The 25,333-nt window shown below is 68.4% G+C and carries 21 protein-coding genes and 1 pseudogene; 18 read left to right on the top strand and 4 right to left on the bottom strand.

All coding sequences use genetic code 11. The features are described 5' to 3' along the window. Positions 1 to 53: 53 nt before the first annotated feature. Both ACFJIX_RS25430 and ACFJIX_RS25425 read right to left on the bottom strand, forming a co-directional pair. Complete coding sequence (locus ACFJIX_RS25430) at positions 54 to 410, bottom strand: hypothetical protein (RefSeq protein WP_377155399.1); 357 nt, start codon at positions 408 to 410, stop codon at positions 54 to 56. Positions 411 to 782: 372 nt separating this feature from the next. After that, on the bottom strand, positions 783 to 1,223 hold the full coding sequence (locus tag ACFJIX_RS25425; protein WP_377161974.1) for a hypothetical protein: 441 nt from the start codon (positions 1,221 to 1,223) through the stop codon (positions 783 to 785). 321 nt (positions 1,224 to 1,544) lie between these two features. Between ACFJIX_RS25425 and ACFJIX_RS25420 the strand changes: the two genes are divergently transcribed. Continuing rightward, positions 1,545 to 1,763 carry a hypothetical protein gene (locus ACFJIX_RS25420; protein WP_377155398.1) on the top strand — a complete coding sequence of 73 codons (219 nt, stop codon included), beginning with the start codon at positions 1,545 to 1,547 and terminating at the stop codon, positions 1,761 to 1,763. 3 nt (positions 1,764 to 1,766) lie between these two features. On the opposite strand, the gene ACFJIX_RS25415 is transcribed toward ACFJIX_RS25420, so the two are convergent. Continuing rightward, positions 1,767 to 3,512 (bottom strand): von Willebrand factor type A domain-containing protein, encoded by a 1,746-nt coding sequence (locus tag ACFJIX_RS25415; RefSeq protein WP_377155397.1) that lies wholly within the window; start codon positions 3,510 to 3,512, stop codon positions 1,767 to 1,769. Between the two features lie 288 nt (positions 3,513 to 3,800). Here ACFJIX_RS25415 and ACFJIX_RS25410 point away from each other — a divergent pair, with 288 nt between their 5' ends. Next, a complete protein-coding gene (locus tag ACFJIX_RS25410; RefSeq protein ID WP_297530647.1) occupies positions 3,801 to 3,965 on the top strand; it encodes a hypothetical protein in 165 nt (54 codons plus the stop codon). A gap of 118 nt (positions 3,966 to 4,083) precedes the next feature. Continuing rightward, positions 4,084 to 5,811: an NAD(P)/FAD-dependent oxidoreductase gene (locus tag ACFJIX_RS25405; protein WP_377155396.1), complete on the top strand. Its 1,728-nt coding sequence runs from the start codon at positions 4,084 to 4,086 to the stop codon at positions 5,809 to 5,811. A 184-nt stretch (positions 5,812 to 5,995) separates the two neighbouring features. Here the strand turns inward: ACFJIX_RS25405 and ACFJIX_RS25400 are convergent, their stop codons facing one another. Then, on the bottom strand, positions 5,996 to 7,033 hold the full coding sequence (locus ACFJIX_RS25400) for a lytic polysaccharide monooxygenase (RefSeq protein ID WP_377161972.1): 1,038 nt from the start codon (positions 7,031 to 7,033) through the stop codon (positions 5,996 to 5,998). A gap of 344 nt (positions 7,034 to 7,377) precedes the next feature. Between ACFJIX_RS25400 and ACFJIX_RS25395 the strand changes: the two genes are divergently transcribed. The 15 genes and pseudogenes from ACFJIX_RS25395 to purF all read left to right on the top strand — a co-directional run bounded on the left by ACFJIX_RS25395 (position 7,378) and on the right by purF (position 25,311). Next, a complete protein-coding gene (locus tag ACFJIX_RS25395) occupies positions 7,378 to 8,340 on the top strand; it encodes a LysR family transcriptional regulator (protein WP_377155395.1) in 963 nt (320 codons plus the stop codon). Between the two features lie 46 nt (positions 8,341 to 8,386). Next, on the top strand, positions 8,387 to 9,832 hold the full coding sequence (leuC, locus tag ACFJIX_RS25390) for a 3-isopropylmalate dehydratase large subunit (protein WP_377155394.1): 1,446 nt from the start codon (positions 8,387 to 8,389) through the stop codon (positions 9,830 to 9,832). A 17-nt stretch (positions 9,833 to 9,849) separates the two neighbouring features. Further along, the gene (leuD, locus tag ACFJIX_RS25385; protein ID WP_377155393.1) at positions 9,850 to 10,500 is read left to right on the top strand and encodes a 3-isopropylmalate dehydratase small subunit; all 651 of its coding nucleotides are present in this window, start codon (positions 9,850 to 9,852) and stop codon (positions 10,498 to 10,500) included. Between the two features lie 7 nt (positions 10,501 to 10,507). Then, the gene (leuB, locus tag ACFJIX_RS25380) at positions 10,508 to 11,632 is read left to right on the top strand and encodes a 3-isopropylmalate dehydrogenase (RefSeq protein WP_377155392.1); all 1,125 of its coding nucleotides are present in this window, start codon (positions 10,508 to 10,510) and stop codon (positions 11,630 to 11,632) included. Positions 11,633 to 11,764: 132 nt separating this feature from the next. Further along, positions 11,765 to 12,895, top strand: coding sequence for an aspartate-semialdehyde dehydrogenase (gene asd, locus ACFJIX_RS25375; RefSeq protein ID WP_377155391.1), 1,131 nt, complete (start codon positions 11,765 to 11,767; stop codon positions 12,893 to 12,895). A 382-nt stretch (positions 12,896 to 13,277) separates the two neighbouring features. Then, positions 13,278 to 15,965 (top strand): FimV/HubP family polar landmark protein, encoded by a 2,688-nt coding sequence (locus tag ACFJIX_RS25370; protein WP_377155390.1) that lies wholly within the window; start codon positions 13,278 to 13,280, stop codon positions 15,963 to 15,965. An 88-nt stretch (positions 15,966 to 16,053) separates the two neighbouring features. Then, positions 16,054 to 16,836 carry a tRNA pseudouridine(38-40) synthase TruA gene (gene truA / locus ACFJIX_RS25365; protein ID WP_377155389.1) on the top strand — a complete coding sequence of 261 codons (783 nt, stop codon included), beginning with the start codon at positions 16,054 to 16,056 and terminating at the stop codon, positions 16,834 to 16,836. Continuing rightward, positions 16,808 to 17,494: a phosphoribosylanthranilate isomerase gene (locus ACFJIX_RS25360; RefSeq protein ID WP_377161970.1), complete on the top strand. Its 687-nt coding sequence runs from the start codon at positions 16,808 to 16,810 to the stop codon at positions 17,492 to 17,494. Before truA ends, ACFJIX_RS25360 begins: the two co-directional genes overlap by 29 nt. Positions 17,495 to 17,587: 93 nt before the next feature. After that, positions 17,588 to 18,916 (top strand): tryptophan synthase subunit beta, encoded by a 1,329-nt coding sequence (gene trpB, locus ACFJIX_RS25355; RefSeq protein ID WP_377161968.1) that lies wholly within the window; start codon positions 17,588 to 17,590, stop codon positions 18,914 to 18,916. Further along, the gene (gene trpA, locus ACFJIX_RS25350; RefSeq protein ID WP_377161966.1) at positions 18,859 to 19,656 is read left to right on the top strand and encodes a tryptophan synthase subunit alpha; all 798 of its coding nucleotides are present in this window, start codon (positions 18,859 to 18,861) and stop codon (positions 19,654 to 19,656) included. Before trpB ends, trpA begins: the two co-directional genes overlap by 58 nt. Before the next feature lie 50 nt (positions 19,657 to 19,706). Next, positions 19,707 to 20,579, top strand: coding sequence for an acetyl-CoA carboxylase, carboxyltransferase subunit beta (gene accD / locus ACFJIX_RS25345; protein ID WP_067270997.1), 873 nt, complete (start codon positions 19,707 to 19,709; stop codon positions 20,577 to 20,579). A gap of 214 nt (positions 20,580 to 20,793) precedes the next feature. Then, positions 20,794 to 22,057, top strand: a pseudogene (folC, locus tag ACFJIX_RS25340) (bifunctional tetrahydrofolate synthase/dihydrofolate synthase). Positions 22,058 to 22,221: 164 nt separating this feature from the next. Continuing rightward, positions 22,222 to 23,181, top strand: a complete 960-nt coding sequence (locus tag ACFJIX_RS25335; RefSeq protein ID WP_377155388.1) for an SPOR domain-containing protein — start codon at positions 22,222 to 22,224, stop codon at positions 23,179 to 23,181. 68 nt (positions 23,182 to 23,249) lie between these two features. Then, positions 23,250 to 23,789 carry a CvpA family protein gene (locus tag ACFJIX_RS25330; RefSeq protein ID WP_377155387.1) on the top strand — a complete coding sequence of 180 codons (540 nt, stop codon included), beginning with the start codon at positions 23,250 to 23,252 and terminating at the stop codon, positions 23,787 to 23,789. A 10-nt stretch (positions 23,790 to 23,799) separates the two neighbouring features. Beyond that, positions 23,800 to 25,311, top strand: a complete 1,512-nt coding sequence (purF, locus tag ACFJIX_RS25325) for an amidophosphoribosyltransferase (RefSeq protein ID WP_377155386.1) — start codon at positions 23,800 to 23,802, stop codon at positions 25,309 to 25,311. Positions 25,312 to 25,333 lie beyond the last annotated feature (22 nt).

Raw genomic sequence — 25,333 nt, 5'->3', positions numbered from 1 at the left:
GCGTTCAACATGTCTTCTGCTGCGGGTGCTGCATGCGCCGCGGGTGCCGAGGGTCAGGACTTGAGGTCCCGCTGCGGCATCGCCCAGCGATAGAGCTGTTCCTCGAAGCCCGCCAGGGCGATGACGCGCAGCAAGACGTCGAGTTCATCGAGCACCTGGCCCATCACGGCATGGTCATGGGCGAGCCGGGCGGCGGAGTCGTCGGCGCGCATGACCTCCACGTGGTGCTGCAGCAGGTGGATGCGGTCGCAGATGCCGTCGAAGGCGGCGCGTGTGGTGAGCTTGCGGTTCAGCACGTGGCACCTCGATGCGGCAGTCGACGCTGCGGGGATGAGGACCTCGATGGCGCGGCGCGGACGGTCGTCGAGGGCGGGGAGCGGTGGAAGTTCGGCATCGGTCAGACAGGTCATGGCGTCCTTCCCGGGAGGCGGAGCAATGAGCCCACGGGAAGAGCGGGTTGATCCGCGCGATCGGGGTGGGCGAGATGTCGAAACACGTCAGGAAGGTCCGTGTGGCCATCCTCGCGGAGTGGCCCATCTCGCCCGGTGAACACGCGGAATAGGGGGCGAAAGTGGCCGCTCTATCGGGGCGGCCTGCCGCTTCCATGCAGGTGCTTCGAACACCTGGGACCTATCGTCGCGAATGACCGCCCTTTCGCGCCATGACCGACTTCAGTGCAAGTGGCCGACCTGATGCCTGGGATCGGTAGGGGCGGGGACTTGGATCCGGGGTGTGCTTCGAATGCCGCGCTGAATGATTGAAGACGCGGTGTCGCAGGCGAGTCACTTCAGCTTGTGATCCTCGCGCTTCGCCTCTTGCATGGCCTCGGGCTCGAGTTCTTCGGCGGAGCGGTTCAAGTGGATGAACAGGCCCCAGCCGGCGACCAGGGCCCCGACGGCGAAGACCATCACCGCGGCGTGGAGCAGCAGCGTCGAGTCTGAATGCGCGGCGCGGAAGGTGGCGACCAGCGCCTCGATCGCGAGCGCGACGACGATGACCACCATGAATCGCGAGAGGAATCGTCGCACCCGCGTCGGCGCGCTGATGTGGGCGGTGCGGATCACTTCCTCTTCGGTGATCGTCTGTGCGATCTGCAGCGCGACCACCGCGGCGGCAAGCACGCCCATCGCTTCGATGACCAGTTGCGCGGCCTCGTCGTTCCAGTCGAGGTGGAGCGCCATCCAGGCTTCCTTCGCCGCGATGGCCAGCAGCAGCAGCGCCATGGCCGTGAAGAGCAGCGCCAATGCGCCGTGGACGACGGAGAAGCCCCGAAGGAGCAGCGGAACGGTGTCCTCGTCGGAGGACGTCGGCTCGCGGTCGGGGGAGGGCGCGTTGGGCTTCATCCCTTCACGTTAGGCGACGCGTGCCGTGAAGTCTGTAGGAAGGGCCGCCATGCGGATGACGGACGGGGCGCGAGCCGGAGAATCGTCCCGCATACTATCGAGCGGTCGGCGTGGCGGAAGGTAGACGCAGTGCCACAGCAGTCCCCGTCAGGGGTGCAGGCTTCGACACCTGCCGCCGACCCCCACAAGAAGGAAAGCGCTGTGAAGACGATCGACGAGATGTTGAACCTGGACCTGATCACGGTGGCGCAGCACCAGGAGATCGACGCGTGGATCACGCGTGCCAGCTCGCCGGAGGAGATCCTGCAGATGCCGGCCGAGCTCTGGCAGGCCGTCGAGCGCGCCAGTGAGGCGATGGGCGTCGACGTGGATCTGCTGCGCCCGCCGGCCCTGGACGCCGGCGGTCACGCGGTCGAGTAAGCCTCAGCGTTTCAGGGTGGCCGACAGCTCGGCCAGTCTGGCGAATTCCGCGCGGTGGCCGTACCGGTCTTCACCCCGCGCGCCCCGGGCGAGCGGCACGAACTGCTCCGGCCCGTAATTGCCGATCAGCGAGCTGCCGCGCAACCACTGACCCCATGCAGCGACCGCCACCGCGAAACGCGTGTCGGCGTCCTGCGCGGCCAGCGCCGGCATCGTTGCTGGTTTGGCGACCGGCAGTTCAACCAGTTGGCTTGTCGACTGGCCCGGCGCCTTGTAGCGCAGCTTGATCCACGCCAGCTCGCCGTTCTTGCCGACGCGCGGCGATGCCTTGGCCGCCGCCTTGCCCTCGTTGCCGTAGCGCAGCGGATCGACATTGCCCTTCGCGCCGGCCGGCACGAACTCGTACAGCGCCGTGACCTGGTGACCGGCGCCGATGTCGCCCGCGTCGACCTTGTCGTTGTTGAAGTCCTCGCGCTTGAGCGCATGCAGCTCGTAGCCGATCAGGCGGTACTCCTGCACCGTCGCCGGGTTGAACTCGACCTGCAGCTTCAGGTCCTGCGCGATCGTCGCCAGCGTCGAGGTCATTTCGTTGACCAGCACCTTGTGCGCTTCCTGCAGCGAATCCAGGTAGTGGTAGCTGCCGTTGCCGGTGTCGGCCAGCTTCTTCATCAGCGCTTCGTTGAAGTTGGACTGGCCCACGCCCAGCGCCGTCAGCGTGACGCCGCTGTCGCGCTCGCCCTCGATCATCTTCTTGAGCGTCTCCTGGTTGGTCTCGCCGACATTCAGGTCGCCGTCGGTGGCGAGTAGCACGCGATTGATGCCTTCCGGGATGAAGGACTCGCGGGCCTGCGCGTAGGCGAGTTTCAGGCCACCTTCGCCGTAGGTGGCGCCGCCGGCCTGGAGCTGATCGATCGCGCTGTTGATGGACGCCTTGCGGTCGCCGGGCGTCGGCGGCAGCGCGATGCGCGTGCCGTTGGCGTAGGTGACGACGCTCACCCGGTCCACCGGACGCAGCTGCGCGGTCAACAGCTTCAGCGCGGACTTCACGAGAGGCAACCGGTCCTCCGGACCCATCGAGCCGGACACGTCGACGAGGAACACCAGGTTCGCCGGCGGCAGGCTCGCCTTGGCGATGTCCTTGCCCTTGATGGCGATGCGGATCAGGCCGCGCTCGGCATTCCAGGGCGAGGCCAGCACCTGCGCGCGGACCTTGAACGGATCGCGCTCGCCGGTCTCTGGGCCGGGGGCGTCGAAGCCGAAGTAGTTGACCAGTTCCTCCACCCTCACCGCGTCCTGCGGCGGCATCTGGCCGCGGTTGATGAAGCGGCGGACGTTGGCGTAGCTGCCGGTGTCGACGCTGGCGCTGAAGGTGGAGACGGGCAGTTCGGCGGCGCGCTGCCAGGGGTTGTCGGAGAAGGCCGTGTAATTGGCCGTCGAGGCCGGCGGTGGCGGCGTCCATTGGGGCGCGTAGGCCGCGACGCTGACCGCCGCGCGCTGCCGCTGTTCGGCGATCGGGGCGGGCGCCGCCGGGGCCGCCGCGATGATGGGCATGAGGGGCCCCGGGGAAGGTCGTGGCGGCGGTTGCTCGGTGGGTGCCGCCTTGGCGTCGGCGGCGCGCGCGGATTCTTGCGCGCGTTGGTCCGAGGCGCGCTGCTCCGGCGCCGGCGACGTGGTGCAAGCGGCCAGCGTGGCGAACGAGACCGCCAGCAGGGCGGACTGAGCGACGGCGGAACGGGACGGGAATGACATGGGTGCTCCCTCTGTGGTGCGGCCGGCCGGCGCCTCGGACGCCGTCCTGGCCGGATGCGGATCATCGTGGCGACGACCCGATCGACGGTCAACGGACCCGAGGGGGGATGGTTGACAGGTCGCAGTCCCCGCAGCGGGGGAGAGCGGGGACCCCTCCGGCGCGTGTAAACTCCCGCCCTTCACCGTATTACCGACGCTGCTCCAGGCAACCGGTCGCCCCTTCGGGTCCGAGGCCGTTGAGTGTGTGACTTCGGGCAGGTGTTTCTCAGTTCATTTACCGGAGCCAACATGGGCAACAAGATCATCACGGAAGCCGACCGCAAGGCCGCCCCCCGTCCCGTCGCGCCGAAGGGCGTGACCGTGACCTCGCATCGCGGTCAGAAGAGCAGCCTCGAGCGCGGTTCGCACACCCGCTCGAAGAAGAACCCGGGCAAGCGTCCGCACTCGGGTTGAGGTCGCGGGGAGTTCCTCCCCATCGATCCGACAACAGGCCCATGCCCTCCGGCGGGGCCTGTTTTGCTTTCAGCGAGGCCCGTCCACCGGACCTCGCGCCGCTGCCCGATCAATCGCCATGATCCGCATCAACGAACTCCGACTGCCCCTCAACCACCCCGAGGAGGCGCTGCGCCCCGCCGTCGTCGACCGGCTCGGCATCTCCGACGCGCAGCTCACCGCCTTCACCGTCTTCAAGCGCAGCTACGACGCCCGCAAGAAGACCGCGATGGTGCTGATCTACTCCGTCGATTGCGAGGTGGGCGACGCCGCCGCCGAAGCCGCGCTGCTCCAGCGCCACGCTGGCGACACGCACATCAAGCCCTCGCCGGACACCGCCTACCAGTTCGTCGGCCATGCGCCGGCCGACTTCTACGCCGCCGGTGCCGCTGACGCTGCCGGGGCCACGGGTGTCGCCGACGCCACCGGGCGTCCGCGCCCCATCGTCATCGGCTTCGGTCCTTGCGGCCTCTTCGCCGCGCTGATCCTGGCGCAGATGGGCCTGAGGCCCATCGTGCTCGAACGCGGCAAGCAGGTCCGCGAGCGCACCAAGGACACCTGGGGCCTGTGGCGCGAAAGCGTGCTCGACCCCGAATCCAACGTCCAGTTCGGGGAAGGGGGCGCGGGCACCTTCTCCGACGGCAAGCTCTACAGCCAGATCTCCGATCCGCGCTTCCTCACGCGCAAGGTCCTGACCGAGTTCGTCAAGGCCGGCGCGCCCGAGGAGATCCTCTTCGTCAGCAAGCCGCACATCGGCACCTTCCGCCTGGTGAGCATGATCATCAAGATGCGCGCCGAGATCGAAAGCCTCGGCGGCGAGATCCGCTTCCAGCAGAAGGTCACCGACGTGCTCATCGAGCCTGGCACCGATGGCCAGCGGCACGTGCGCGGCGTGATGCTCGAATCCGGCGAGCAGCTGCGCGCCGATCACGTCGTCATCGCGCTCGGCCACAGCGCGCGCGACACCTTCACGATGCTCCACGCGCGCGGCGTGCACATGGAAGCGAAGCCGTTCTCCATCGGCTACCGCATCGAGCATCCGCAGTCGATCATCGACAAGGCCCGCTTCGGCCCGAACGCCGGTCATCCCATCCTCGGCGCGGCCGACTACAAGCTGGTCCACCACGCGGGCAACGGCCGCTCGGTCTACAGCTTCTGCATGTGCCCCGGCGGCACCGTCGTCGCGGCGACGTCGGAACCGAATCGCGTCGTCACCAACGGCATGAGCCAGTACTCGCGCAACGAGCGCAATGCGAATGCGGGCATCGTCGTCGGCATCACGCCCGAGGACTATCGCCAGGACGGGAAGAAGGACGGCAGCACCGTCAATCCGCTGGACGGCTTCGCGTTCCAGCGCTTCTGGGAATCGCGCGCCTACGAGCTCGGCGAGGGCAACTACCTGGCGCCGGCCGCGCTGGTGGGGGACTTCGTCAAGCGCCAGCGCAGCACCGCGCTCGGCAGCGTGGAGCCGAGCTACAAGCCCGGCGTCACGATGACCGACCTGCAGCAGAAGGGCTTCGGCAGCCTGCCCGAGTACGCGCTCGCCGCGATTCGCGAGGCACTGCCCGCTTTCGAGCGCCAGATCCGTGGCTTCGCGATGAACGACGCGGTGCTGACCGGCGTCGAGACGCGGACGTCCTCGCCGCTGCGCATCACGCGCGGCAAGGACTACCAGAGCCTGAACGTCCGCGGCCTGTATCCGGCCGGCGAGGGTGCCGGCTACGCCGGCGGCATCATGTCCGCCGGCGTCGATGGGATCGAGGTGGCCGAGGCGGTGGGCCGCAGCCTCCTGGGCATCAAGGACTGACCCCGACTCCCTGCCGCACTGCAATCCGCGCCGCTACCCGCGCCGCCCCCCTGCGCCGCTACCCGCGCACCATGCCGCATCGCGGCAGAGGGTGCCGGGGGCGCCGGGGAGGAATGCGGAGCCTGCGACGCGATTGACGACACGGGGCCCCCGGCACCCTCTGCCGGCGCTCGGTGCCGGCAGTTCAGACCGCCTGCCAGAGCGTCGGCGAAGCCGCCGGATTCCATCCCGCGCCGGCCCAGGCCGTGTGCGCCTGCAGGCAGCGGTACTGCTTGCCCTGATAGCTCACGATCTGCCCGGCCGTGTAGCTCGATCCCTCCGCCCATGCGGGCGCGCCGCCCGGCGGGTTCGTCGGGGGCGTCGTCGGCAGGATGACGTCCAGTGCGTAGCTCGCGCCCGAGTTGGCGTTCTGCAGGTAGACGTCCATCACCGTCGCGCCGCCCGGCACGACGACATTGCCGCCCTGCAGGGTGCCGACCTTCACGTAGCCCGAGGTCTGGTTCACCTTGGTCGCGATCTGGCCCAGCCACGCGGCCTTGGTCGCCGCGGCGGTCAGCGACACCGAGATCGTCTCCAGGTCATTGCCCGCGCCATTGAACACGCGCAGCTTCACCTGGCTGCCCGACGGCAGGTCCTGCGCCGCCGAAACCTGGCCGATCTGCTTCAGCCCCGAGGGCGTGCCGGGTGGCGTCGTGCCGCCGCCGAAGTCCACGTCGGAGCAGGCATAGAACGCCTCGGTGCTGTCCGCCCGTTGCCAGGCGGAGAACAGCACATGCTTGCCGGTCCGCCGCGGCAGGCTGAGCTTCATCGTGTAGGTCTTGCCCGTGGTGACGATCTGGTCGGGGCCGAGTTGCTGCACCTGCTCCAGGTCGGACCAGCGCAGCGGCGAGGTGCTCGGGTTCCAGCCGTCGCGCGTCAGGAAGAAGGTCCAGTTCAGCGAGCGGTGCGGCGCGGTGGCGTTGTAGCGGTACTCGTACTTGCCGTCGGCGCCCGGCGAGTAGGCCGTGGTGGGCCAGTCCGCGCGCGCCAGGTCGAAACCCTTGAACTTCTCCTGTCCGCCGGCGCAGATCTTGAGGTCCGGCACCACCGCCTTGTGATTGCCGTTGGCGGCCGCCTGGTTGACGCCGTTCCAGTCGTAGATGGCCTGCTCCCCGCCGAAGGCGATCGCGGCCTGGCAGGCCGGCAGTGACGGATTCTTGTAGCAGTTGTACTGACGCGAGATCGGGGAACTCAGGTGCGCCGTGCGCGAACGCGGCGCTGGGCGCCAGCGCCGCGGTCATGGCGGTCGACAACGTGGCCAGCGCGGCGGCACCGGCGGATCGGGGCTCGGAAGTTCATGCAGGTCTCCTGGAAATGATGATGGAAGCGCTTTGTGGCGGATGGGCCCGACATCGCACCAAAGCAGTACCACCATAGGACCTGAGGAATACCAAAACAAGCCAAACAACAGTAACGACGGTCGCTGAAGATTTTCCAGCTTTCGTTTAAGGCGAAGGGATTATCATGAACGACCGCAGTCTTGCTCTCTGAGCGAAGGCTACAGTTCAACCCAGCCGCCGCCATACCATGCGCCTCGACCTCACCACCTTGAATCTCGTGCTGGCGATCGAACAGACTCGATCCATCACCCGCGGGGCCGAGCGCGAGCATCTGGCGCTGGCGGCGGCCAGCAAACGGATCTCGGACCTGGAGACGCGACTCGGGGTGCAGTTGTTCGAGCGTCGCGCCCGCGGCGTCGAGCCCACCGAGGCCTGCCGCGCGCTGGTGCGCCACATCCGCTCGTTGCATGCCTCGCTGCATGCGCTGGAGAGCGAAGTCGTCGAATTCGCCCGCGGCATCAAGGGCCATCTGCGCATCGCCGCCAACGCCGGTGCGATCGCGGAAGCGTTGCCGCCGGATCTGGCCGCGTTCTCGCAGGCCCATCCGCAGATCCGCATCAGCCTTGAGGACCAGACCAGCGCCGAGGTGCAGGCGGCCGTCGCCGAAGGCCGCGCCGATGTCGGCGTGTTCACGACGCCGCTGCTGGACAACCGGCTGCAGACCTGGTCCTACCGCACCGGCCGTCTGGCCGTGCTGGTGCCGGCCGGCCACGAACTCGCCGGGCGCGAGTCGGTCAGCTTCGACGACCTGCTGGACCACGACCTCGTCGGCCTGCACGGCGGCGCCGCGGCACAGGAACTGATGATGCAGGAAGCCATGGCCCGCGGCCGCACGCTCAAGGCACGGCTGCAGGTGCGCGGCTTCGACGCGATCGCGCAACTGGTCGAGGCCGGCCTGGGCGTCGCGGTGCTGCCCGACGCACCGTCGCGCCGTTTCGCGCAGGTCTTCGACGTGAAGCGCCTGACGCTGGATGAAGCCTGGGCCCAGCGCGACTATGTTCTGGGTGTGGCCCGCCAGGAGCGCCTGCCGACCGTCGTGCAGCGCTTCGTCGACGCGCTGTGCCCTGCCGCCAAGGAGGCCGCCGCCGCGGGGGCTTCCGCCACGCCCGCGATGCCCGCGAATCAAGTTTCCAAGGCCGGCTCGAAATGAGCCGCAAAGACAGCCATCTTTCCCTGAAGTGATGGAGAGCCATCCCATGACCGCCAACATCTCCAACGCCGCCCACGCCGGTTCGCCGCGTACCCTCTACGACAAGCTCTGGGACGAGCACGTGGTGCATACCGAGGAGGACGGCACGTCCGTCCTCTACATCGACCGCCACCTGGTCCACGAGGTCACCAGCCCGCAGGCCTTCGAAGGCCTGGACCTGGCCGGCCGCAAGGTCTGGCGCCTGTCGGCCAACCTGGCCGTCAGCGACCACAACGTGCCCACGACCGACCGCAGCCAGGGCATCGCCGATCCGGTGTCGCGCCTGCAGGTCGACACGCTGGACAAGAATTGCGACCGCTTCGGCATCACGCAGTTCAAGATGAACGACAAGCGCCAGGGCATCGTCCACGTGATCGGTCCGGAGCAGGGCGCCACGCTGCCCGGCATGACGGTCGTCTGCGGCGACAGCCACACCTCTACGCATGGCGCCTTCGGCGCGCTGGCGCACGGCATCGGCACCTCCGAGGTCGAGCACGTGCTGGCCACGCAGACGCTGCTGGCCAAGAAGGCGAAGAACCTGCTGATCAAGGTCGAGGGTCAGGTCATGCCCGGCGTCGGCGCCAAGGACATCGTGCTGGCGATCATCGGTCGCATCGGCACCGCCGGCGGCACCGGCTACACGATTGAGTTCGCCGGCAGCGCCATCCGCGCGCTGTCGATGGAGGGCCGCATGACCGTCTGCAACATGGCGATCGAGGCGGGCGCGCGCGCCGGGCTGATCGCTGTCGACGACACGACGATCCAGTACGTCAAGGGCCGCCCGTTCACGCCCGCCGGCGTCGAATGGGACCAGGCCGTCCAGTACTGGCGCACGCTGCACTCGGACACGGGGGCGAAGTTCGATGCCGTCGTCGAGCTCGACGCGGCCCAGATCCGTCCGCAGGTCACCTGGGGCACCTCGCCCGAGATGGTCCTGTCCATCGACGACCGCGTGCCCGATCCCGACAAGGAGAAGGACGCCGTCAAGCGCGGCGCCATCGAGCGCGCGCTGCAGTACATGGCGCTGGAGCCCAACAAGGCGATCAACGACATCCGCATCGACAAGGTCTTCATCGGCAGCTGCACCAACAGCCGCATCGAGGACATGCGCGAGGCCGCGGCGGTCGTGAAGCGTCTGGGCGGGCGCGTCGCCGGCAACGTCAAGCTGGCCATGGTGGTGCCGGGCTCCGGCCTCGTGAAGGCGCAGGCCGAGGCCGAAGGGCTGGACCAGATCTTCAAGGCCGCCGGCTTCGAATGGCGCGAGCCGGGCTGCTCGATGTGCCTGGCGATGAACGCCGACCGGCTGGAGCCGGGCGAGCGCTGCGCCTCCACCAGCAACCGCAACTTCGAAGGCCGGCAGGGCGCCGGCGGCCGCACCCACCTGGTGAGCCCCGCGATGGCCGCCGCCGCCGCGATGGAAGGCCACTTCGTCGACGTGCGCCGCATCGCCTGAGGATCGAGGATCAAGACATGGACAAGTTCACCGTGCACAAGGGCCTCGTGGCCCCGATGGATCGCGAGAACGTCGACACCGACGCGATCATCCCCAAGCAGTTCCTGAAGTCGATCAAGCGCAGCGGCTTCGGCCCGAATCTCTTCGACGAGTGGCGCTACCTCGATCACGGCGAGCCGGGCCAGGATCCGGCCAGCCGCAAGCCCAATCCGGACTTCGTGCTGAACCAGCCGCGCTATCAAGGCGCGTCGGTGCTGATCGCGCGCAGCAACTTCGGTTGCGGCTCCAGCCGCGAGCACGCGCCGTGGGCGCTGCAGCAGTACGGCTTCCGCGCGCTGATCGCGCCGAGCTTCGCCGACATCTTCTTCAACAACACCTTCAAGAACGGCGTGCTGCCGATCGTGTTGCCGGAGCGCCAGGTCGCGCGCCTGTTCGACGAGGTGTTCGCCTTCCCCGGTTATCAGCTGACCGTGGACCTGGACCGCCAGGTCGTCGTCAAGCCCGATGGTGAAGAGCTGCCTTTCGATGTCCAACCGTTCCGCAAGTACTGCCTGCTCAACGGCTTCGACGACATCGCGCTGACGCTGCGCCACGCCGACAAGATCAAGGCCTTCGAAGCCGAACGCATCGCCACCAAGCCGTGGCTGAACAATCGAATTACTCGCTGAGGACCCTATGAAGATCGCAGTCCTGCCTGGTGACGGCATCGGCACCGAAATCGTCGCGGAGGCCGTCAAGGTCCTGGACGTGCTCGAACTCCCGTTCGAGCTCGAGACCGCGCCCGTCGGCGGCGCCGCCTACGAGGCGTCCGGTCACCCGCTGCCCGAAGCGACGCTCAAGCTTGCGCAGGACGCGGACGCCGTGCTGTTCGGTGCCGTCGGCGACTGGAAGTACGACAAGCTGGAGCGCGCGCTGCGCCCCGAGCAGGCCATCCTCGGACTGCGCAAGGCGCTCGGCCTGTTCGCCAACTTCCGTCCGGCGATCTGCTACGAGCAGCTGACGCACGCGTCCAGCCTCAAGCCCGAGCTGGTCGCCGGCCTGGACATCCTGATCATCCGCGAGCTCACCGGCGACATCTACTTCGGCCAGCCGCGCGGGCGCCGCACGGCCGTCGACGGCCACTTCCCCGGCAGCGAGGAGGCCTTCGACACGATGCGCTACTCGCGCCCCGAGATCGAACGCATCGCCCACGTCGCCTTCCAGGCCGCGCGCAAGCGCAACAAGAAGGTGACCAGCGTCGACAAGGCCAACGTGCTGGAGACCTTCCAGTTCTGGAAGGACGTCGTCACCGACGTCCACAAGGCGTATCCGGACGTCGAGCTCGACCACATGTACGTCGACAACGCCGCGATGCAGCTGGTCAAGGCGCCCAAGAAGTTCGACGTCGTCGTCACCGGCAACATGTTCGGCGACATCCTGTCGGACGAGGCGGCGATGCTGACCGGCTCCATCGGCATGCTGCCCAGTGCCTCGTTGGACAAGAACAACAAAGGCCTCTACGAACCGAGTCACGGCAGCGCGCCGGACATCGCCGGCAAGGGAATCGCCAATCCGCTGGCTACAATCCTTTCCGCTGCCATGATGCTCAAGTTCTCCCTCAACCAGCCCGAAGCCGCCGCTCGCATCGAGTCGGCGGTTCAGTCCGTGGTGGCCCAGGGTCTGCGTACCGCGGACATCTGGAGCGAGGGCACCCAGAAGGTGAGCACCCGCGAGATGGGTGATGCCGTCGTTGCCGCCATTGCGTCCAGCAAGGGCTCGGTCACGACCATTGCCACGACGACCAAAACCATCAAGAGCTAGTCCGCTCCGGTTCGTCTCGCCCCACCTCACACACCCGGCGAAGCGAGCCGGGCAGGCTCCCAGGGTGTGTGACGGTGTTTGGGCGATGCCCGGCCAGCAATGCCGGGCCTTTCAATGAACGAAGGTACGCAAATGACGACATTGGTTGGTTTGGTGGGGTGGCGCGGCATGGTCGGCTCGGTGCTGATGGACCGCATGGCGCAGGAGCGCGATTTCGATCTGATCGAGCCGCTGTTCTTCAGCACCTCGAACGCGGGCGGCACCGCTCCGGCGTTCGCCAAGAACGAGACGGCGCTGCAGAACGCCTTCGACATCGAGCAGCTCAAGCGCTGCGAGATCGTCATCACCTGCCAGGGCGGCGACTACACCAACGAGGTCTATCCCAAGCTCCGCGCCGCGGGCTGGAACGGCCACTGGATCGACGCCGCGTCCTCGCTGCGCATGGCCGACAACGCCGTGATCGTGCTGGACCCGGTCAACATGCCGGTCATCAAGAACGCGCTGTCCAAGGGTGGTCGCGACTGGATCGGCGGCAACTGCACCGTCAGCTGCATGCTGATGGGCGTGGGCGCGCTGTACAAGGCCGGCCTGGTCGAGTGGATGTCCACGCAGACCTACCAGGCCGCGTCCGGCGGCGGCGCGCAGCACATGCGCGAGCTGCTGACCCAGTACGGCACGCTGAACGCGGAAGTGAAGGCGCTGCTCGACGATCCCAAGAGCGCCATCCTCGAGATCGATCGCAAGGTCATCGCGAAGCAGCGCGCGCTGTCCGGCGACGAGATCGCCAACTTCGGCGTGCCGCTGGGCGGATCGCTGATCCCCTGGATCGACAAGGACCTGGGCAACGGCATGTCCAAGGAAGAGTGGAAGGGCATGGCCGAGACCAACAAGATCCTCGGCCAGGGCGAGGGCTTCGGTACCGCCGCCATCCCGGTCGACGGCTTCTGCGTGCGCGTGGGCGCGATGCGCTGCCACTCGCAGGCGCTGACCCTGAAGCTGCGCAAGGACGTGCCGCTGGACGAGATCGAAGCCATGATCGCCGCCGACAACGAGTGGGTGAAGGTTGTGCCCAACACGCGCGAGGCCACGATCAAGGACCTGACCCCCGTCGCCGTCACCGGCACGATGACGATCCCGGTCGGCCGCATCCGCAAGCTGGCCATGGGGCCTGAATACGTCGGCGCGTTCACCGTCGGTGACCAGTTGCTGTGGGGCGCGGCGGAACCGCTGCGTCGGATGCTGCGCATCCTGCTGGATCGTTGATCCGTGCCTCGCCGGCCGTCGTCGGCGAGACGCCGGCTGGCGCGCGGTGTGCTGAAAGCGGTGGCTCTGCCATCGCTTTTTTTCATGCCGATTAGGGATTGCCAGGGGAGGGGCCCGTTGCCTTCTAGCGACAAGGCGGTAACCACCTGTGTATCTGCGCTAGCTCATCGTTGTTATTCATGAGCTACCTCAGCAACGATGCGTATATGCTTGCCACCGTTGTGATTTTCTACCGCGGGAATGGCTGGGAGCCTGCCCGGGCGCATCAGTCGCACAACAACAATACGTCAGACAGGCGGTCCTTTGGATGGTCCGCCTTGTTGCTTTGGGGGACGCCTTGAAAAAACATGCGAGCGCATATGCGCGATTTGCGCTGAGCCAGGTGGCCGCGGTCACCGTGTTGGGACTCGCGGCGGGTTCCGCCTACGGCCTGGGGCTTGGAAAACTGACGGTGCAGTCGGCGCTCGGCGAAACGCTGCGCGCGGAGATCGACGTCAGCAGCCTCAGCCCGGAGGAGGCCAGTTCGCTCAAACTGCGCGTGGCGCCGCCCGAGTCCTATCGGGCGTCAGGTCTTGACTACAACGCGGTGCTGGCCAGCACGCAGGTGCAACTGGCCCGTCGCGCCGACGGCCGACCCTACCTGCGCCTGAGCAGCGACCGCGCGGTCCAGGAACCGTTTGTCGACGTCATTCTCGAGGTCAACTGGTCGAGTGGCCGCCTGACCCGCGAGTTCACGCTGCTGTTCGATCCGCCGAGCAACACCAACGTCGCGCGTTCGAACGAGCCGACCACATCCCCGGTGATCTCCGCGCCGGCTTCGACGCCGGCCGTCGTCGCGCCGCCGCCGGTGGCCCGCACGCAGGCGCCGGTGTCGTCGGCGCCCGCCACGCCGGTGAGCCAGCCGCCCGCGCCCGCCACGGCCCGTGCGCCGCGTCCGGCCCCGTCGCCCGCCGCGCCGGCACCGGCCACGCCCGGCTCCGAATACACGGTCCAGCCCGGCGACACGCTGTCGCGCATCGCGAATCGCACCCAGCCGTCCGGCGTCTCGCTGGACCAGATGCTGGTCGGCCTGTACCGCAGCAACCCGGACGCGTTCATCAACCAGAACATGAACCGGCTGAAGTCGGGCGCCGTGCTGTCGGTGCCGGGCAGCGAGTCGGTCCAGTCGATCACGCCGCAGGAAGCGCGCCGCGTCATCCAGGCGCAGAGCAGCGATTTCGGCGGCTACCGCCAGCGTCTGGCGGAAGGGGCCCCGGCCCTGAAGGCTGACGAGAACAGCCGCCAGGCCAAGGGCTCCGTGCAGGCCGCCGTCGAGGACCGCAAGCCCGCGACCTCGACCGCGCCGGACAAGCTGACGCTGAGCAAGCCCAGCGGCCTTCCCAGCGCCGAGTCCAAGGTGTCCAAGGACACCGAGAAGAAGGATTCGGCTGCCAGAGTGGCCGAGCTGACGCGCAACGTCGAAGAGTTGAAGAAGCTGTCGAGCGCGGCCTCGAAGCCGGCTGCGCCGACGACCGCCGCAGCCCCGGCTCCCGCACCGACGCCGGCCCCGACGCCTGCGCCGGCTCCCGCACCCGCACCCGCTCCGGCGGTCGTGCCGCCGGTGACGGTCGCCGCGAACGTCCCCGCCGCCGCGTCGGAAGCGCCGGCCGCTTCCGCGGCTGCCTCGGCCGCCGTGGCTGAGGCTGCCGCCTCGCGCCCGGTCGCTGCTTCGGCGCCGCGCGCCGTGCCGGCGCCCAAGCCCGAGCCGGAGGAGCCCGGCTTCCTCGACTCGCTGAGCGACTACCTGCCCGCGCTCGTGGCCGCCCTGGCGGTCATCGCCGGTGGCATCGGCTACAACCGCTGGCGCGCGCGCCGCGACGCGGCCTCGCGTTCCGAGACGGCCTTCGCGGAAAGCCGTCTGGCGCCGGACTCGTTCTTCGGCCATAGCGGCGGCCAGCGCGTCGACACGCGCGACGCGTCGACGACCGGCCAGTCGTCGATGAGCTATTCGCTGAGCCAGCTCGATGCGATCGGTGACGTCGATCCGGTCGCCGAAGCCGACGTCTACCTGGCCTACGGTCGCGACCTGCAGGCCGAGGAGATCCTGAAGGAGGCGCTGCGCGCCAACCCGGAGCGCCTGGCCATCCGCCTGAAGCTGCTCGAGGTCTACGGCAAGCGCCGCGACATCAAGGGCTTCGAGCAACTGGCCGTCCAGCTGTACGCCGAGACCAAGGGGCAGGGCGAGGATTGGGCGAAGGTCCAGGAACTTGGCCGTCAGGCTGATCCTGAGAATCCGCTGTACCAGCCCGGCGGCGCGCCGACGATGTTCGAGAGCGACGATGAGCGCCCCGAGCCGATGAACGCGAGCACCTTGCCCGCGACCGGCATGGCGCATCCGGGCGGCGGCGCGCTGGCCCGCGCGGCGGCGACCGCCGCGGCGGGTGTCGCGGCCGCCCCGCGCGACAGCGGCCCGTCCAGCCTGATGGATCTGGATCTGGACCTGGATCTGGGTTCGCCGCCGGCACCGGCGCCCGCGATGGCCGCCACGCAGGCGCTGCCGTCGGCATCGAGCCAGGCGCCGATGAACATGGACCTGGACCTGAGCACGCCGCCGGCCGCGCCGACCCCTGCCAGCGCCCGTGAACTCGAGTTCGATCTCGGTGACCTGGACGACCTGGGTGGCAGCACGCCCGCTCCGGCGCCTGCGCAGGATTCGTCGTCGCTGGACTTCGACCTGTCGAGCATCGACCTGGACCTGCCGACCGACGCACCGGCCAGCCGTGACGAGCGCACGATCGGCAAGGTGAACGACATCGAGGACATCGCGTCGATCGATCTGCCGGATCTGGATGCGCTGCCCGACGCCAAGCCGACGACGCGGGACACGATGAGCCTGGACGACCTGGGTGTCGACCTCGACAGCATCGACCCGAACGACGACGAAGCCCTGCAGCGTCAGCTGGAGCTGGCCGAGGAGTTCCGCCAGATCGGCGACACCGAAGGTGCCCGCGACGTGCTGCAGGAACTGGTCGGCAAGGCCGACGGTCCGATGCGTGCCCGCGCCCAGCAGATGCTGGACCAGCTTCGCTAAACTGCGAGCGGTTCACGACAAGGCGCTCGGCCTGGCCGGGCGCCTTTTCTTTTTGGCGTTCACTTTCCCCTGAGATCCGGAGACCTGCATGCGCGTGGCGCTGGGCGTGAGTTACCGCGGCGAGGCCTACAAGGGCTGGCAGAGCCAGCCCGGCGGCGGCACCGTCCAGGACGCGCTGGAGGCGGCGCTCGCCGAGTTCGTCGCGCAGCCGATCCGCACGATCTGCGCCGGCCGCACCGACACCGGTGTCCACGGACTGAACCAGGTCGTCCACTTCGATTCGCCGGTGGAGCGCGAGGTGTTCTCGTGGGTCCGTGGCGTCAACCGTTACCTGCCGCGCGACATCGCGGTCCAGTGGGCCGCCTTCCCCGGCGAGGACTTCCATGCGCGCAACCTGGCGCGCGGTCGCCGCTACTGGTACCTGCTGCTGGAATCGAACGTGCGCCCCTCCATCCAGGCTGGCGGCGTCGGCTGGACCTTCCGGCCGCTGGACGGCGACGCGATGCGGGATGCGGCCTCGCGGCTGGTCGGCGAGCACGACTTCAGCTCCTTCCGCTCCGCGGAGTGCCAGGCGGCGTCGCCGGTGAAGATCCTGCGCGGCATCGAGATCCACAAGCGCGGTCCGTACTGGCGCTTCGAGTTCGACGGCATCGCCTTCCTGCATCACATGATCCGCAACATCATGGGCTGCCTGATCGCCGTCGGCGCCGGGCAGAAGCCGCCCTCGTGGATGGACGAGGTGCTGGCCGCGCGTTCTCGTGATGCCGCGGCGCCGACCTTTCCGCCGGACGGGCTGTACTTCGTCGGCCCGACCTACGACGATCACCTGAACCTGCCGCGTCATACGGCGGCGATGGACTGGTTGCCCTGAGACCCGACCGCACCGGACCCCCATGAGCCGAACCCGCATCAAGATCTGCGGCCTGACCCGCGAAGCCGATGTCGACGCCGCCGTCGAGGCCGGCGCCGACGCGATCGGGCTGGTCTTCTACGAGAAGAGCCCGCGTGCCGTCGGCGTCGAACGCGCCGCCGCGCTGGCGCGGCGCCTGCCGCCGTTCGTGACGCCGGTGGGACTGTTCGTCAATGCCTCGCCCGAGGCGATTCACGCGGCGCTGGCCGCGATCCCGACGCTGACGCTGCAGTTCCACGGCGATGAAACGCCCGAGGACTGCGATCGCTGGTCGCGCCCCTATCTGCGGGCGGCACGGATGGCGCCCGGTTTCGATTTGCTAGACTTCGCGACTCGGTTCTCCCACGCCCAGGCCGTGCTGGTCGACGCCTTCGTCGACGGCTACGGTGGCGGCGGAAAGGTCTTCGATTGGTCACTGCTGCCTCCAAGCGTTCCCTCTCCGGTCGTTTTGTCTGGTGGGTTGAGTGCAGCCAACGTGATCGATGGCGTGCTGAAGGTGCGGCCCTGGGCCGTTGACGTCAGCTCCGGCGTGGAGGCCTCGAAGGGCCTCAAGGACGCCGGCAAGATCCGCCAGTTCTGCGATGCCGTGCGCGAGGCCGACCGCCTGAAGTCGGCCTGAATCCCTGCTTCCGTTCCCTGCAGGTTCGTGCGCGGGCATCCTCACCGAGGACCCCTCATGTCCAAGACATCGATTCCATTCACGACCGGCCCGTTGGCGGGCTATGCGCAGCCTGACGCGCAGGGCCGCTTCGGCCCCGTGTCCACCGCGAACTCGCACGGCTACTACGGTGGCCGCTTCGTCGCCGAGACCTTGATCCACGCGCTGGACGAACTCAACGAGGCCTACGCCCGCTACAGCCAGGACCCGGAGTTCATCCGCGAGTTCCAGTACGAGCTCGCGCACTTCGTCGGCCGGCCGAGCCCGATCTATCACGCCAAGCGGTTGAGCAGCGAGCTTGGCGGTGCGCAGATCTTCCTCAAGCGCGAGGACCTGAACCACACCGGCGCGCACAAGGTCAACAACACCATCGGCCAGGCGCTGCTGGCCCGCCGCATGGGCAAGAAGCGCGTCATCGCGGAAACCGGCGCCGGCCAGCATGGCGTCGCCACCGCGACGATCTGCGCCCGCTACGGCATGGAGTGCGTCGTGTACATGGGCTCCGAGGACGTGAAGCGCCAGTCGCCGAACGTCTACCGGATGAACCTGCTCGGCGCGCGCGTCGTGCCGGTGGAGTCGGGTTCGAAGACGCTGAAGGACGCGCTCAACGAGGCGATGCGCGACTGGGTCACCAACATCGAGTCGACCTTCTACATCATCGGCACCGTGGCCGGCCCGCACCCGTATCCGATGATGGTCCGCGACTTCCAGCGCGTCATCGGCGACGAGTGCCTCGTGCAGATGCCCGAGATGACCGGCAGACAGCCCGACGCCGTCATCGCCTGCGTCGGCGGTGGCAGCAATGCGATCGGGATCTTCTACCCGTACATCCCGCACGAGGGCGTGCGCCTGATCGGTGTCGAGGCCGCGGGGCAGGGCGTCCACACGCCCAAGCATGCGGCCACGCTGACCGCCGGCTCGCCCGGCGTGCTGCACGGCAATCGCACCTATCTGCTGCAGGACGACGCGGGGCAGATCATCGAGACGCATTCGATCTCCGCCGGACTGGACTACCCGGGCGTCGGCCCCGAGCACGCCTACCTGAAGGACATCGGTCGCGCCGAGTACGTCGGCGCCACCGATGCCGAAGCGCTCACGGCCTTCCACCGGCTGTGCCGCACCGAGGGCATCATCCCCGCGCTCGAATCGAGCCATGCGCTGGCGCATGCGATCAAGCTGGCGCCGACGATGCGTCCCGACCAGCATCTGCTGGTCAACCTCTCCGGCCGCGGCGACAAGGACATCGGCACCGTCGCCGACCTGTCGGGTGCCGAATACTTCGACCGGCCCTCGATGGCCGGCCACGCCGTGAAGGGAGGTGCGCAATCAGCCGTATCCAAGCCACTTTCGCCCGCCTGGGCGCCGAAGGCCGCAAGGCTTTGATCCCGTACGTGACCGCCGGCGATCCGTATGCGGATGTGACCGTCGAGCTGATGCTGGCGATGGCCAAGGCCGGCGCCGACGTGATCGAGCTGGGGGTGCCGTTCTCCGACCCCATGGCCGACGGCCCCGTGATCCAGAAGGCCAGCGAACGCGCGCTGGCCAAGGGCATCACGCTGACGCACGTGCTGGAGATCGTCCGGGACTTCCGCCAGCACGATGACGCGACGCCGGTTGTGCTGATGGGCTATGCGAACCCGGTCGAGCGCTTCGGTCTGGAGCGCTTCGTGACCGAGGCCAAGGCCGCCGGCGTCGACGGCGTGCTGGTCGTCGACTATCCGCCCGAGGAATGCGAGCGTTTTGCCGCGGCGCTGAAGGCGCAGGGCCTGGACCCGATCTTCCTGCTGGCGCCCACCTCGACGGACGAACGCGTCGCCCGTCTCGGACGGCTGGCCAGCGGCTACGTCTATTACGTCTCGCTGAAGGGCGTGACCGGCGCCGGGCACCTGGACACCGGCGCTGTCGCCGAGGCGATGCCGCGTCTGCGCAAGCACGTGTCCATCCCGCTGGGAGTCGGTTTTGGCATCCGCGATGGGGCGACGGCGGCCGCCGTGGCGCGCCATGCGGACGCGGTGGTGATCGGTTCGGCCCTCGTCCAGCTGATCGAGTCGCAGACAAGGGATAATGTCGCGATCCAGGCAGCGGCCTTCATCCGAGACATCCGCGCCGCGCTGGACGCCTGACGGGGCAAACTGCCCTGTTGCGCGTCTGGCGATAGACATAGGAGCCCGCCATGAGTTGGCTTGAGAAACTGCTTCCCCCGAAGATCCAGCAGACCGACCCCGACCAGCGCCGTACGGTGCCGGAAGGCCTGTGGATCAAGTGCCCGTCCTGCGAAACGGTGCTGTACAAGACCGACCTTGAGCAGAACGTCAACGTCTGCCCGAAGTGCGGTCACCACCATCGCATCGGCGCCCGCGCCCGCCTGGATGCGTTCCTGGATGGCGAAGGCCGCTACGAGGTCGGCCAGGAAGTGCTGCCCGTGGACGCGCTGAAGTTCAAGGACAGCAAGAAGTATCCGGACCGGCTCAAGGAAGCGCTGGAATCGACCGGCGAGACCGACGCGCTGGTCGTCATGGGCGGCGCGGTGATGAGCATCCCCGTGGTCACCGCGTGCTTCGAGTTCGACTTCATGGGCGGCTCGATGGGCTCCGTGGTCGGCGAGCGCTTCGCGCGCGGCGTCGAGACCGCGCTGGAACAGAAGACGCCGTTCATCTGCTTCACCGCCACCGGCGGCGCGCGGATGCAGGAAGGCCTGCTCTCGCTGATGCAGATGGCCAAGTCCAACGCCGCGCTCACGCGTCTGGCCAAGGCGAAGCTGCCTTACGTCAGCGTGCTGACCGATCCGACGATGGGTGGTGTGTCGGCGAGCTTCGCGTTCGTCGGCGACATCGTTATCGCCGAACCGAAGGCGCTGATCGGCTTCGCCGGCCCGCGCGTCATCGAGAACACCGTGCGCGAGAAACTGCCCCCGGGCTTCCAGCGCGCCGAGTTCCTGATGGAGAAGGGCGCGATCGACATGATCGTCGACCGCCGCAAGCTGCGCGAGGTCATCGCCCGGAACCTGGCCATCCTGCAGCGGCAGAGTTCCGACGCGGTCGCCTGACGTCGCGACGGCGAACCGCCCCCGGGGCGGTGGCGGTACTCAGCACGGCCAGACCACTCCCGGTCTGGCCGTCTTCATTTGAGCCTTGGAATTCCTGATGTCCACCACTTCGAACGATCTGTCCATTCCCGTGTTGACCCCCGGCGGCGACGCGCAGCAGGTGCTCGACGCCTGGCTGGCCCGCTGCGAGCGGCTGCATCCGAAGGACATCGACATGACGCTGGCACGTGTCGCCGAGATGCGCCAGCGTCTGAACCTGAACTTCGGTCCCGGACACACCGGTCGTGATGGTCGCCGGCACGAACGGCAAGGGCTCGACCTGCGCGATGCTGGAGAGCGTCGCTCTGCAGGCGGGCTACCGCGTCGGCCTCTACATCAAGCCGCACCTGGTGCATTTCCAGGAGCGCTGCCGCGTCGGTGGGCGGCCGGTCGACGCCGCGGCGCTGCTGCCACACTTCGAGGCGGTGGAGCAGGCCCGCGGTGATCTCGCGCTGACCTATTTCGAATTCACCACGCTCGCGATCCTGCACAAGCTGGCATCCGAGCCGCTGGACCTGGTGATCCTGGAAGTCGGCCTGGGCGGGCGCCTGGATGCGGTGAACGTCATGGACGCCGATTGCAGCGTCATCACGAGCATCGACCTGGACCATACCGAGTACCTCGGCCCGGATCGCGAGTCCGTGGGCCGCGAGAAGGCGCACATCATGCGGCCGGGCAGGCCGGCCATCGTGTCCGATCCGATGCCGCCGGCCTCGATCGCGGCGTATGCCGAGTCCATCGGCGCCGAGGTGCGCCAGCTCGGACGCGATTTCAGCTATTCGGGCGATCGCCAGCAATGGCAGTGGGCGGGACGCGCGCGGCGCTATAGCGGCATGTCCTACCCGGCGCTGCGCGGCGTCAACCAGCTGCTGAATGCCTCCGGCGTGCTGGCGGTCTTTGAAGCGCTGTATGAGCGGCTCCCGATCTCCGCGCAGGCGGTGCGCGCGGGGCTGGCGCTGGTCGAACTGCCGGGCCGCTTCCAGGTGATCCCGGGCTCGCCGATGCTGGTGCTGGACGTCGCGCACAACCCGCATGCGGTGGCGGCGCTGGCACAGAACCTCGACCAGATGGGCTTCTACCCGCGCACCCGTGCCGTCTTCGGCGCGATGGCGGACAAGGACCTCGCCAACATCCTGGCGCGCATCTCGCCGCTGATCGACCACTGGCATTTCTGCGACCTGCCGATCGCGCGTGCGGCGACCGCCCAGGCGCTGCGGACACGTTTCGACGAGGCGCGCGCCGCCGGCACGCTGCAGACGCCGAAGGAAGTCGGCGCATCGCTGCACCCGGACCCCGCGTCGGCCCTGGCCGCGGCGGCGGCCGAGGCGGACCCCGCTGATAGAATTTTGGTCTTCGGTTCGTTCTTCACCGTGGGCGGCGTGCTCAAGAACGGCATCCCGAGACTGGGCGGCGGCGTCCAGCCGGAATCCGAGTCTTGAAGCGGGCGGCATTGAGCGCTTCGCAACGCTGCATTCGAATCTCTCGCAGTTGAAGTCGGCGGCCCTGTCCGTACCTACGGAGGGGCCGCTTTCCGCTCCGGGGCCCAGGGTCCCGAAGGCACTCCCGCGGCGACGGCGCGGCATCAACCAGGTTCTCCGAGTACATGGGTTTTCTGTCCTTCCTGAAGCGCGGTGAAGCGAACGACTCCGGCGACCGAGGCGGTGATCGGGCTGAGCGGGGCCGTGCCGGCGACGGTGCGCGAGGGCGCGCCCGCGGCGGCGCCGAGGCGGTCGACGATGTCCAGCAACTGCGTCTGCGGGCGCGCCGTCGCCTGATCGGCGCCGCGGTACTGGTGGGCGTCGCGGTGATCGTGTTCCCGTTGCTGTTCGAGACCCAGCCGCGTCCGATCCCGGTCGACCTGCCGATCGACATCCCGCGCAAGGACGGCGCCACGCCGCTGACCATTCCCGCGCCGACTGCTCCGACCTCGCGCGGTCAGACCGCCGGGGCGGATGCCGGCCGCGGCATCATCACCGAGTCCGCGGAGCAAGCCGCCGCCGACCGGCCGGTTCCGCCGCCGGAAGCGCCTCGCGACCCGGTGGCCGATCAAGTGGCCCAGGCCATGCCGCCCACGCGCATGGACACCAAGCCCGACGAGCGCGCGACGATCGCCGAGCCCGCCCGCCCGGCGCGCGTCGAGCCCAAGCCTGAACACAAGCCCGAGGTCAGACCCGAGACCAAGCCGGAACGCAAGCCCGAGCCCAAGGTCGACGCCAAGCCCGAACGCAAGCCTGACCCGAAACCCGACACCCGCTCCGCGGATGCTGCCCGCGCCCAGGCGCTGCTGGAGGGGCGGCCCTCTTCCGAGAGAAAGCCGGACGCGGCCGCGTCCGCCGCGCGTTTCATCGTGCAGGTCGGTGCCTACGCCGACGGCAAGGCCGCGCAGGATGTGCGCGTGAAGGTCGAGCGCATGGGCCTGAAGACGTACACGCAGGCGGTCGACACGGCGGACGGCAAGCGCATCCGCGTGCGGGTGGGGCCGTTCAATTCGCGCGACGAGGCGGACAAGGTCGCGGCGAAAGTCCGCGGCGGCGGCCTGTCGTCGGCCGTGCTGACGCTCTGACGGGCCGGCACGGAGACTGTCACGATGCACGACCATGAACCCGCCTCAGCGCACCTCCGATCGCCGCGATGAACTGGGTCGACCTCGCGCTGCTGAGCCTGCTCGTCATCTCGGTCCTGCTGGGCGCTTGGCGCGGCCTGGTGTTCGAGCTGATGACCATCGCCGGCTGGCTGGTGGCCTACGCGGCCTCGCCCTTCGTGGCGCCGTTCATCGAGCGCTTCCTGCCGGCGGAGAAGATCGGTCCGGCGCTGATCCACGCCCTCGGGCTGGTGCTGGCCTTCATCCTGGTGCTGCTGATCTGGGGTCTCGGTGCGAAGCTGATCCGGGCCTTGATCCACGCGACGCCGCTGGGTGTGCTGGACCGGCTCGGCGGCGCTGCCTTCGGCGTGCTGCGCGCGGTGCTGCTGGCGCTGCTGGCGACCGTCATCGTCGACATGACGCCGGCCGTGCGCTCGCAGCCCTGGGCCGAATCGCAGATCGCGCCCTGGCTGCAGGCCACGCTCACGCAGGTGAAGCCGCTGTTGCCCGCGGCCCTGCAAGACTTACATTCCGGCCTGAGCGTCACGAGCGCTCCGGCCGTCGTTTTCCTCCCGTTCCAGAAGCATTAAGGACCTCCCCATGTGCGGCATCGTCGGTGTGATTTCCAAGGCGCCGGTCAACCAGCTGATCTATGACGCGCTGCTGCTGCTGCAGCATCGCGGCCAGGACGCGGCCGGCATCGTCACGATGCAGGGTCAGAAGTGCTTCATGCACAAGGCGCGTGGCATGGTGCGCGACGTGTTCCGCACCCGCAACATGCGCGGGCTGCCCGGCAACGTCGGCCTCGGCCAGGTGCGCTATCCGACGGCGGGCAATGCCTATTCGGAAGAGGAGGCGCAGCCCTTCTACGTCAATGCGCCCTACGGCATCGTGCTGGTCCACAACGGCAACCTCACCAACGCGCATGCGCTGAAGGACGAGCTGTTCGACGTCGACCGCCGCCACATCAACACCGAGAGCGATACCGAAGTCCTGATCAACGTGCTCGCGCATGAGCTCGAGCGGGCCGGCCGCGACCTGCCGCTGACGCCGGCGCAGATCTTCAAGGCCGTGGGCACGGTGCACAAGCGGATCAAGGGCTCCTACGCCGTGATCGCCCTGATCGCCGGGCATGGCCTGCTCGCATTCCGCGACCCCTACGGCATCCGCCCCTTGTGCTTCGGCCAGGCGGCCGACGGCGAGGTCATGGTCGCCAGCGAGAGCGTGGCGCTCGAAGGCACGGCGCACACGCTGACGCGCGACCTCGCGCCCGGCGAGGCCCTGTTCATCGACACCCACGGCACGGTCCACACGCAGCAGTGCGCCGAGAACCCGACGCTGAACCCCTGCATGTTCGAGTTCGTCTATCTGGCGCGCCCGGACTCGGTGATGGACGGCATCTCGGTCTACCAGGCCCGGCTGAACATGGGCGAGACCCTGGCCCAGCGCCTGATCTCGACGATCCCGCCGAGCGAGATCGACGTCGTCATCCCGATTCCCGAGTCCAGCCGCCCGTCGGCGATGCAGCTCGCGCACCGCATCGGCAAGCCGTATCGCGAGGGCTTCGTGAAGAACCGCTACGTCGGCCGGACCTTCATCATGCCGGGCCAGTCCACGCGCAAGAAGTCGGTGCGCCAGAAGCTCAACGCGATCGGCCTCGAATTCAAGGGCCGCAACGTGCTGCTGGTCGACGACTCCATCGTGCGCGGCACGACCTCCAAGGAAATCGTCCAGATGGCCCGCGAGGCCGGCGCGAACAAGGTCTACCTTGCCTCGGCCGCGCCGCCGGTGCGCTTCCCCAACGTCTACGGCATCGACATGCCGACCAAGGAGGAACTGATCGCCCACGGCCGCTCGATCGAGGAGATCCGCCAGTTCATCGGCGCCGACGCGCTGATCTACCAGGACGTCGATGCGATGAAGCGCGTGGTCGGCCAGCTCCGCCCGGGTCTGAACGGTTTCGAGGCCTCCTGCTTCGACGGCACCTACATCACCGGCGACGTATCGGCCGAGGACTTCGCCACGCTGCAGGCGCAGCGCAAGTCGCAGCCGGAGGAAGAGGACATGCCGGCGCGCAGCCGCCTGGCGCTGCAGAGCGGCGGAGACCAGTGATGGGCAACGACAAGAAGGGGCG

The organism is Roseateles sp. UC29_93 (genome assembly GCF_042695725.1).
Taxonomy (GTDB): Bacteria; Pseudomonadota; Gammaproteobacteria; order Burkholderiales; family Burkholderiaceae_C; genus Roseateles; species Roseateles noduli_A.
Note: the sequence above shows the minus strand (reverse complement) of the source record. Positions and strands in the feature narration are given on the sequence as shown.

Coding starts and splice junctions, on each gene's coding strand:
- ACFJIX_RS25430 (WP_377155399.1), bottom strand. CDS start 410: ATGACCTGTCTGACCGATGCCGAACTTCCACCGCTCCCCGCCCTCGAC.
- ACFJIX_RS25425 (WP_377161974.1), bottom strand. CDS start 1,223: ATGGCGCTGCTGCTGCTGGCCATCGCGGCGAAGGAAGCCTGGATGGCG.
- ACFJIX_RS25415 (WP_377155397.1), bottom strand. CDS start 3,512: ATGTCATTCCCGTCCCGTTCCGCCGTCGCTCAGTCCGCCCTGCTGGCG.
- ACFJIX_RS25410 (WP_297530647.1), top strand. CDS start 3,801: ATGGGCAACAAGATCATCACGGAAGCCGACCGCAAGGCCGCCCCCCGT.
- ACFJIX_RS25405 (WP_377155396.1), top strand. CDS start 4,084: ATGATCCGCATCAACGAACTCCGACTGCCCCTCAACCACCCCGAGGAG.
- ACFJIX_RS25395 (WP_377155395.1), top strand. CDS start 7,378: ATGCGCCTCGACCTCACCACCTTGAATCTCGTGCTGGCGATCGAACAG.
- leuC (WP_377155394.1), top strand. CDS start 8,387: ATGACCGCCAACATCTCCAACGCCGCCCACGCCGGTTCGCCGCGTACC.
- leuD (WP_377155393.1), top strand. CDS start 9,850: ATGGACAAGTTCACCGTGCACAAGGGCCTCGTGGCCCCGATGGATCGC.
- leuB (WP_377155392.1), top strand. CDS start 10,508: ATGAAGATCGCAGTCCTGCCTGGTGACGGCATCGGCACCGAAATCGTC.
- asd (WP_377155391.1), top strand. CDS start 11,765: ATGACGACATTGGTTGGTTTGGTGGGGTGGCGCGGCATGGTCGGCTCG.
- truA (WP_377155389.1), top strand. CDS start 16,054: ATGCGCGTGGCGCTGGGCGTGAGTTACCGCGGCGAGGCCTACAAGGGC.
- accD (WP_067270997.1), top strand. CDS start 19,707: ATGAGTTGGCTTGAGAAACTGCTTCCCCCGAAGATCCAGCAGACCGAC.
- ACFJIX_RS25335 (WP_377155388.1), top strand. CDS start 22,222: ATGGGTTTTCTGTCCTTCCTGAAGCGCGGTGAAGCGAACGACTCCGGC.
- ACFJIX_RS25330 (WP_377155387.1), top strand. CDS start 23,250: ATGAACTGGGTCGACCTCGCGCTGCTGAGCCTGCTCGTCATCTCGGTC.
- purF (WP_377155386.1), top strand. CDS start 23,800: ATGTGCGGCATCGTCGGTGTGATTTCCAAGGCGCCGGTCAACCAGCTG.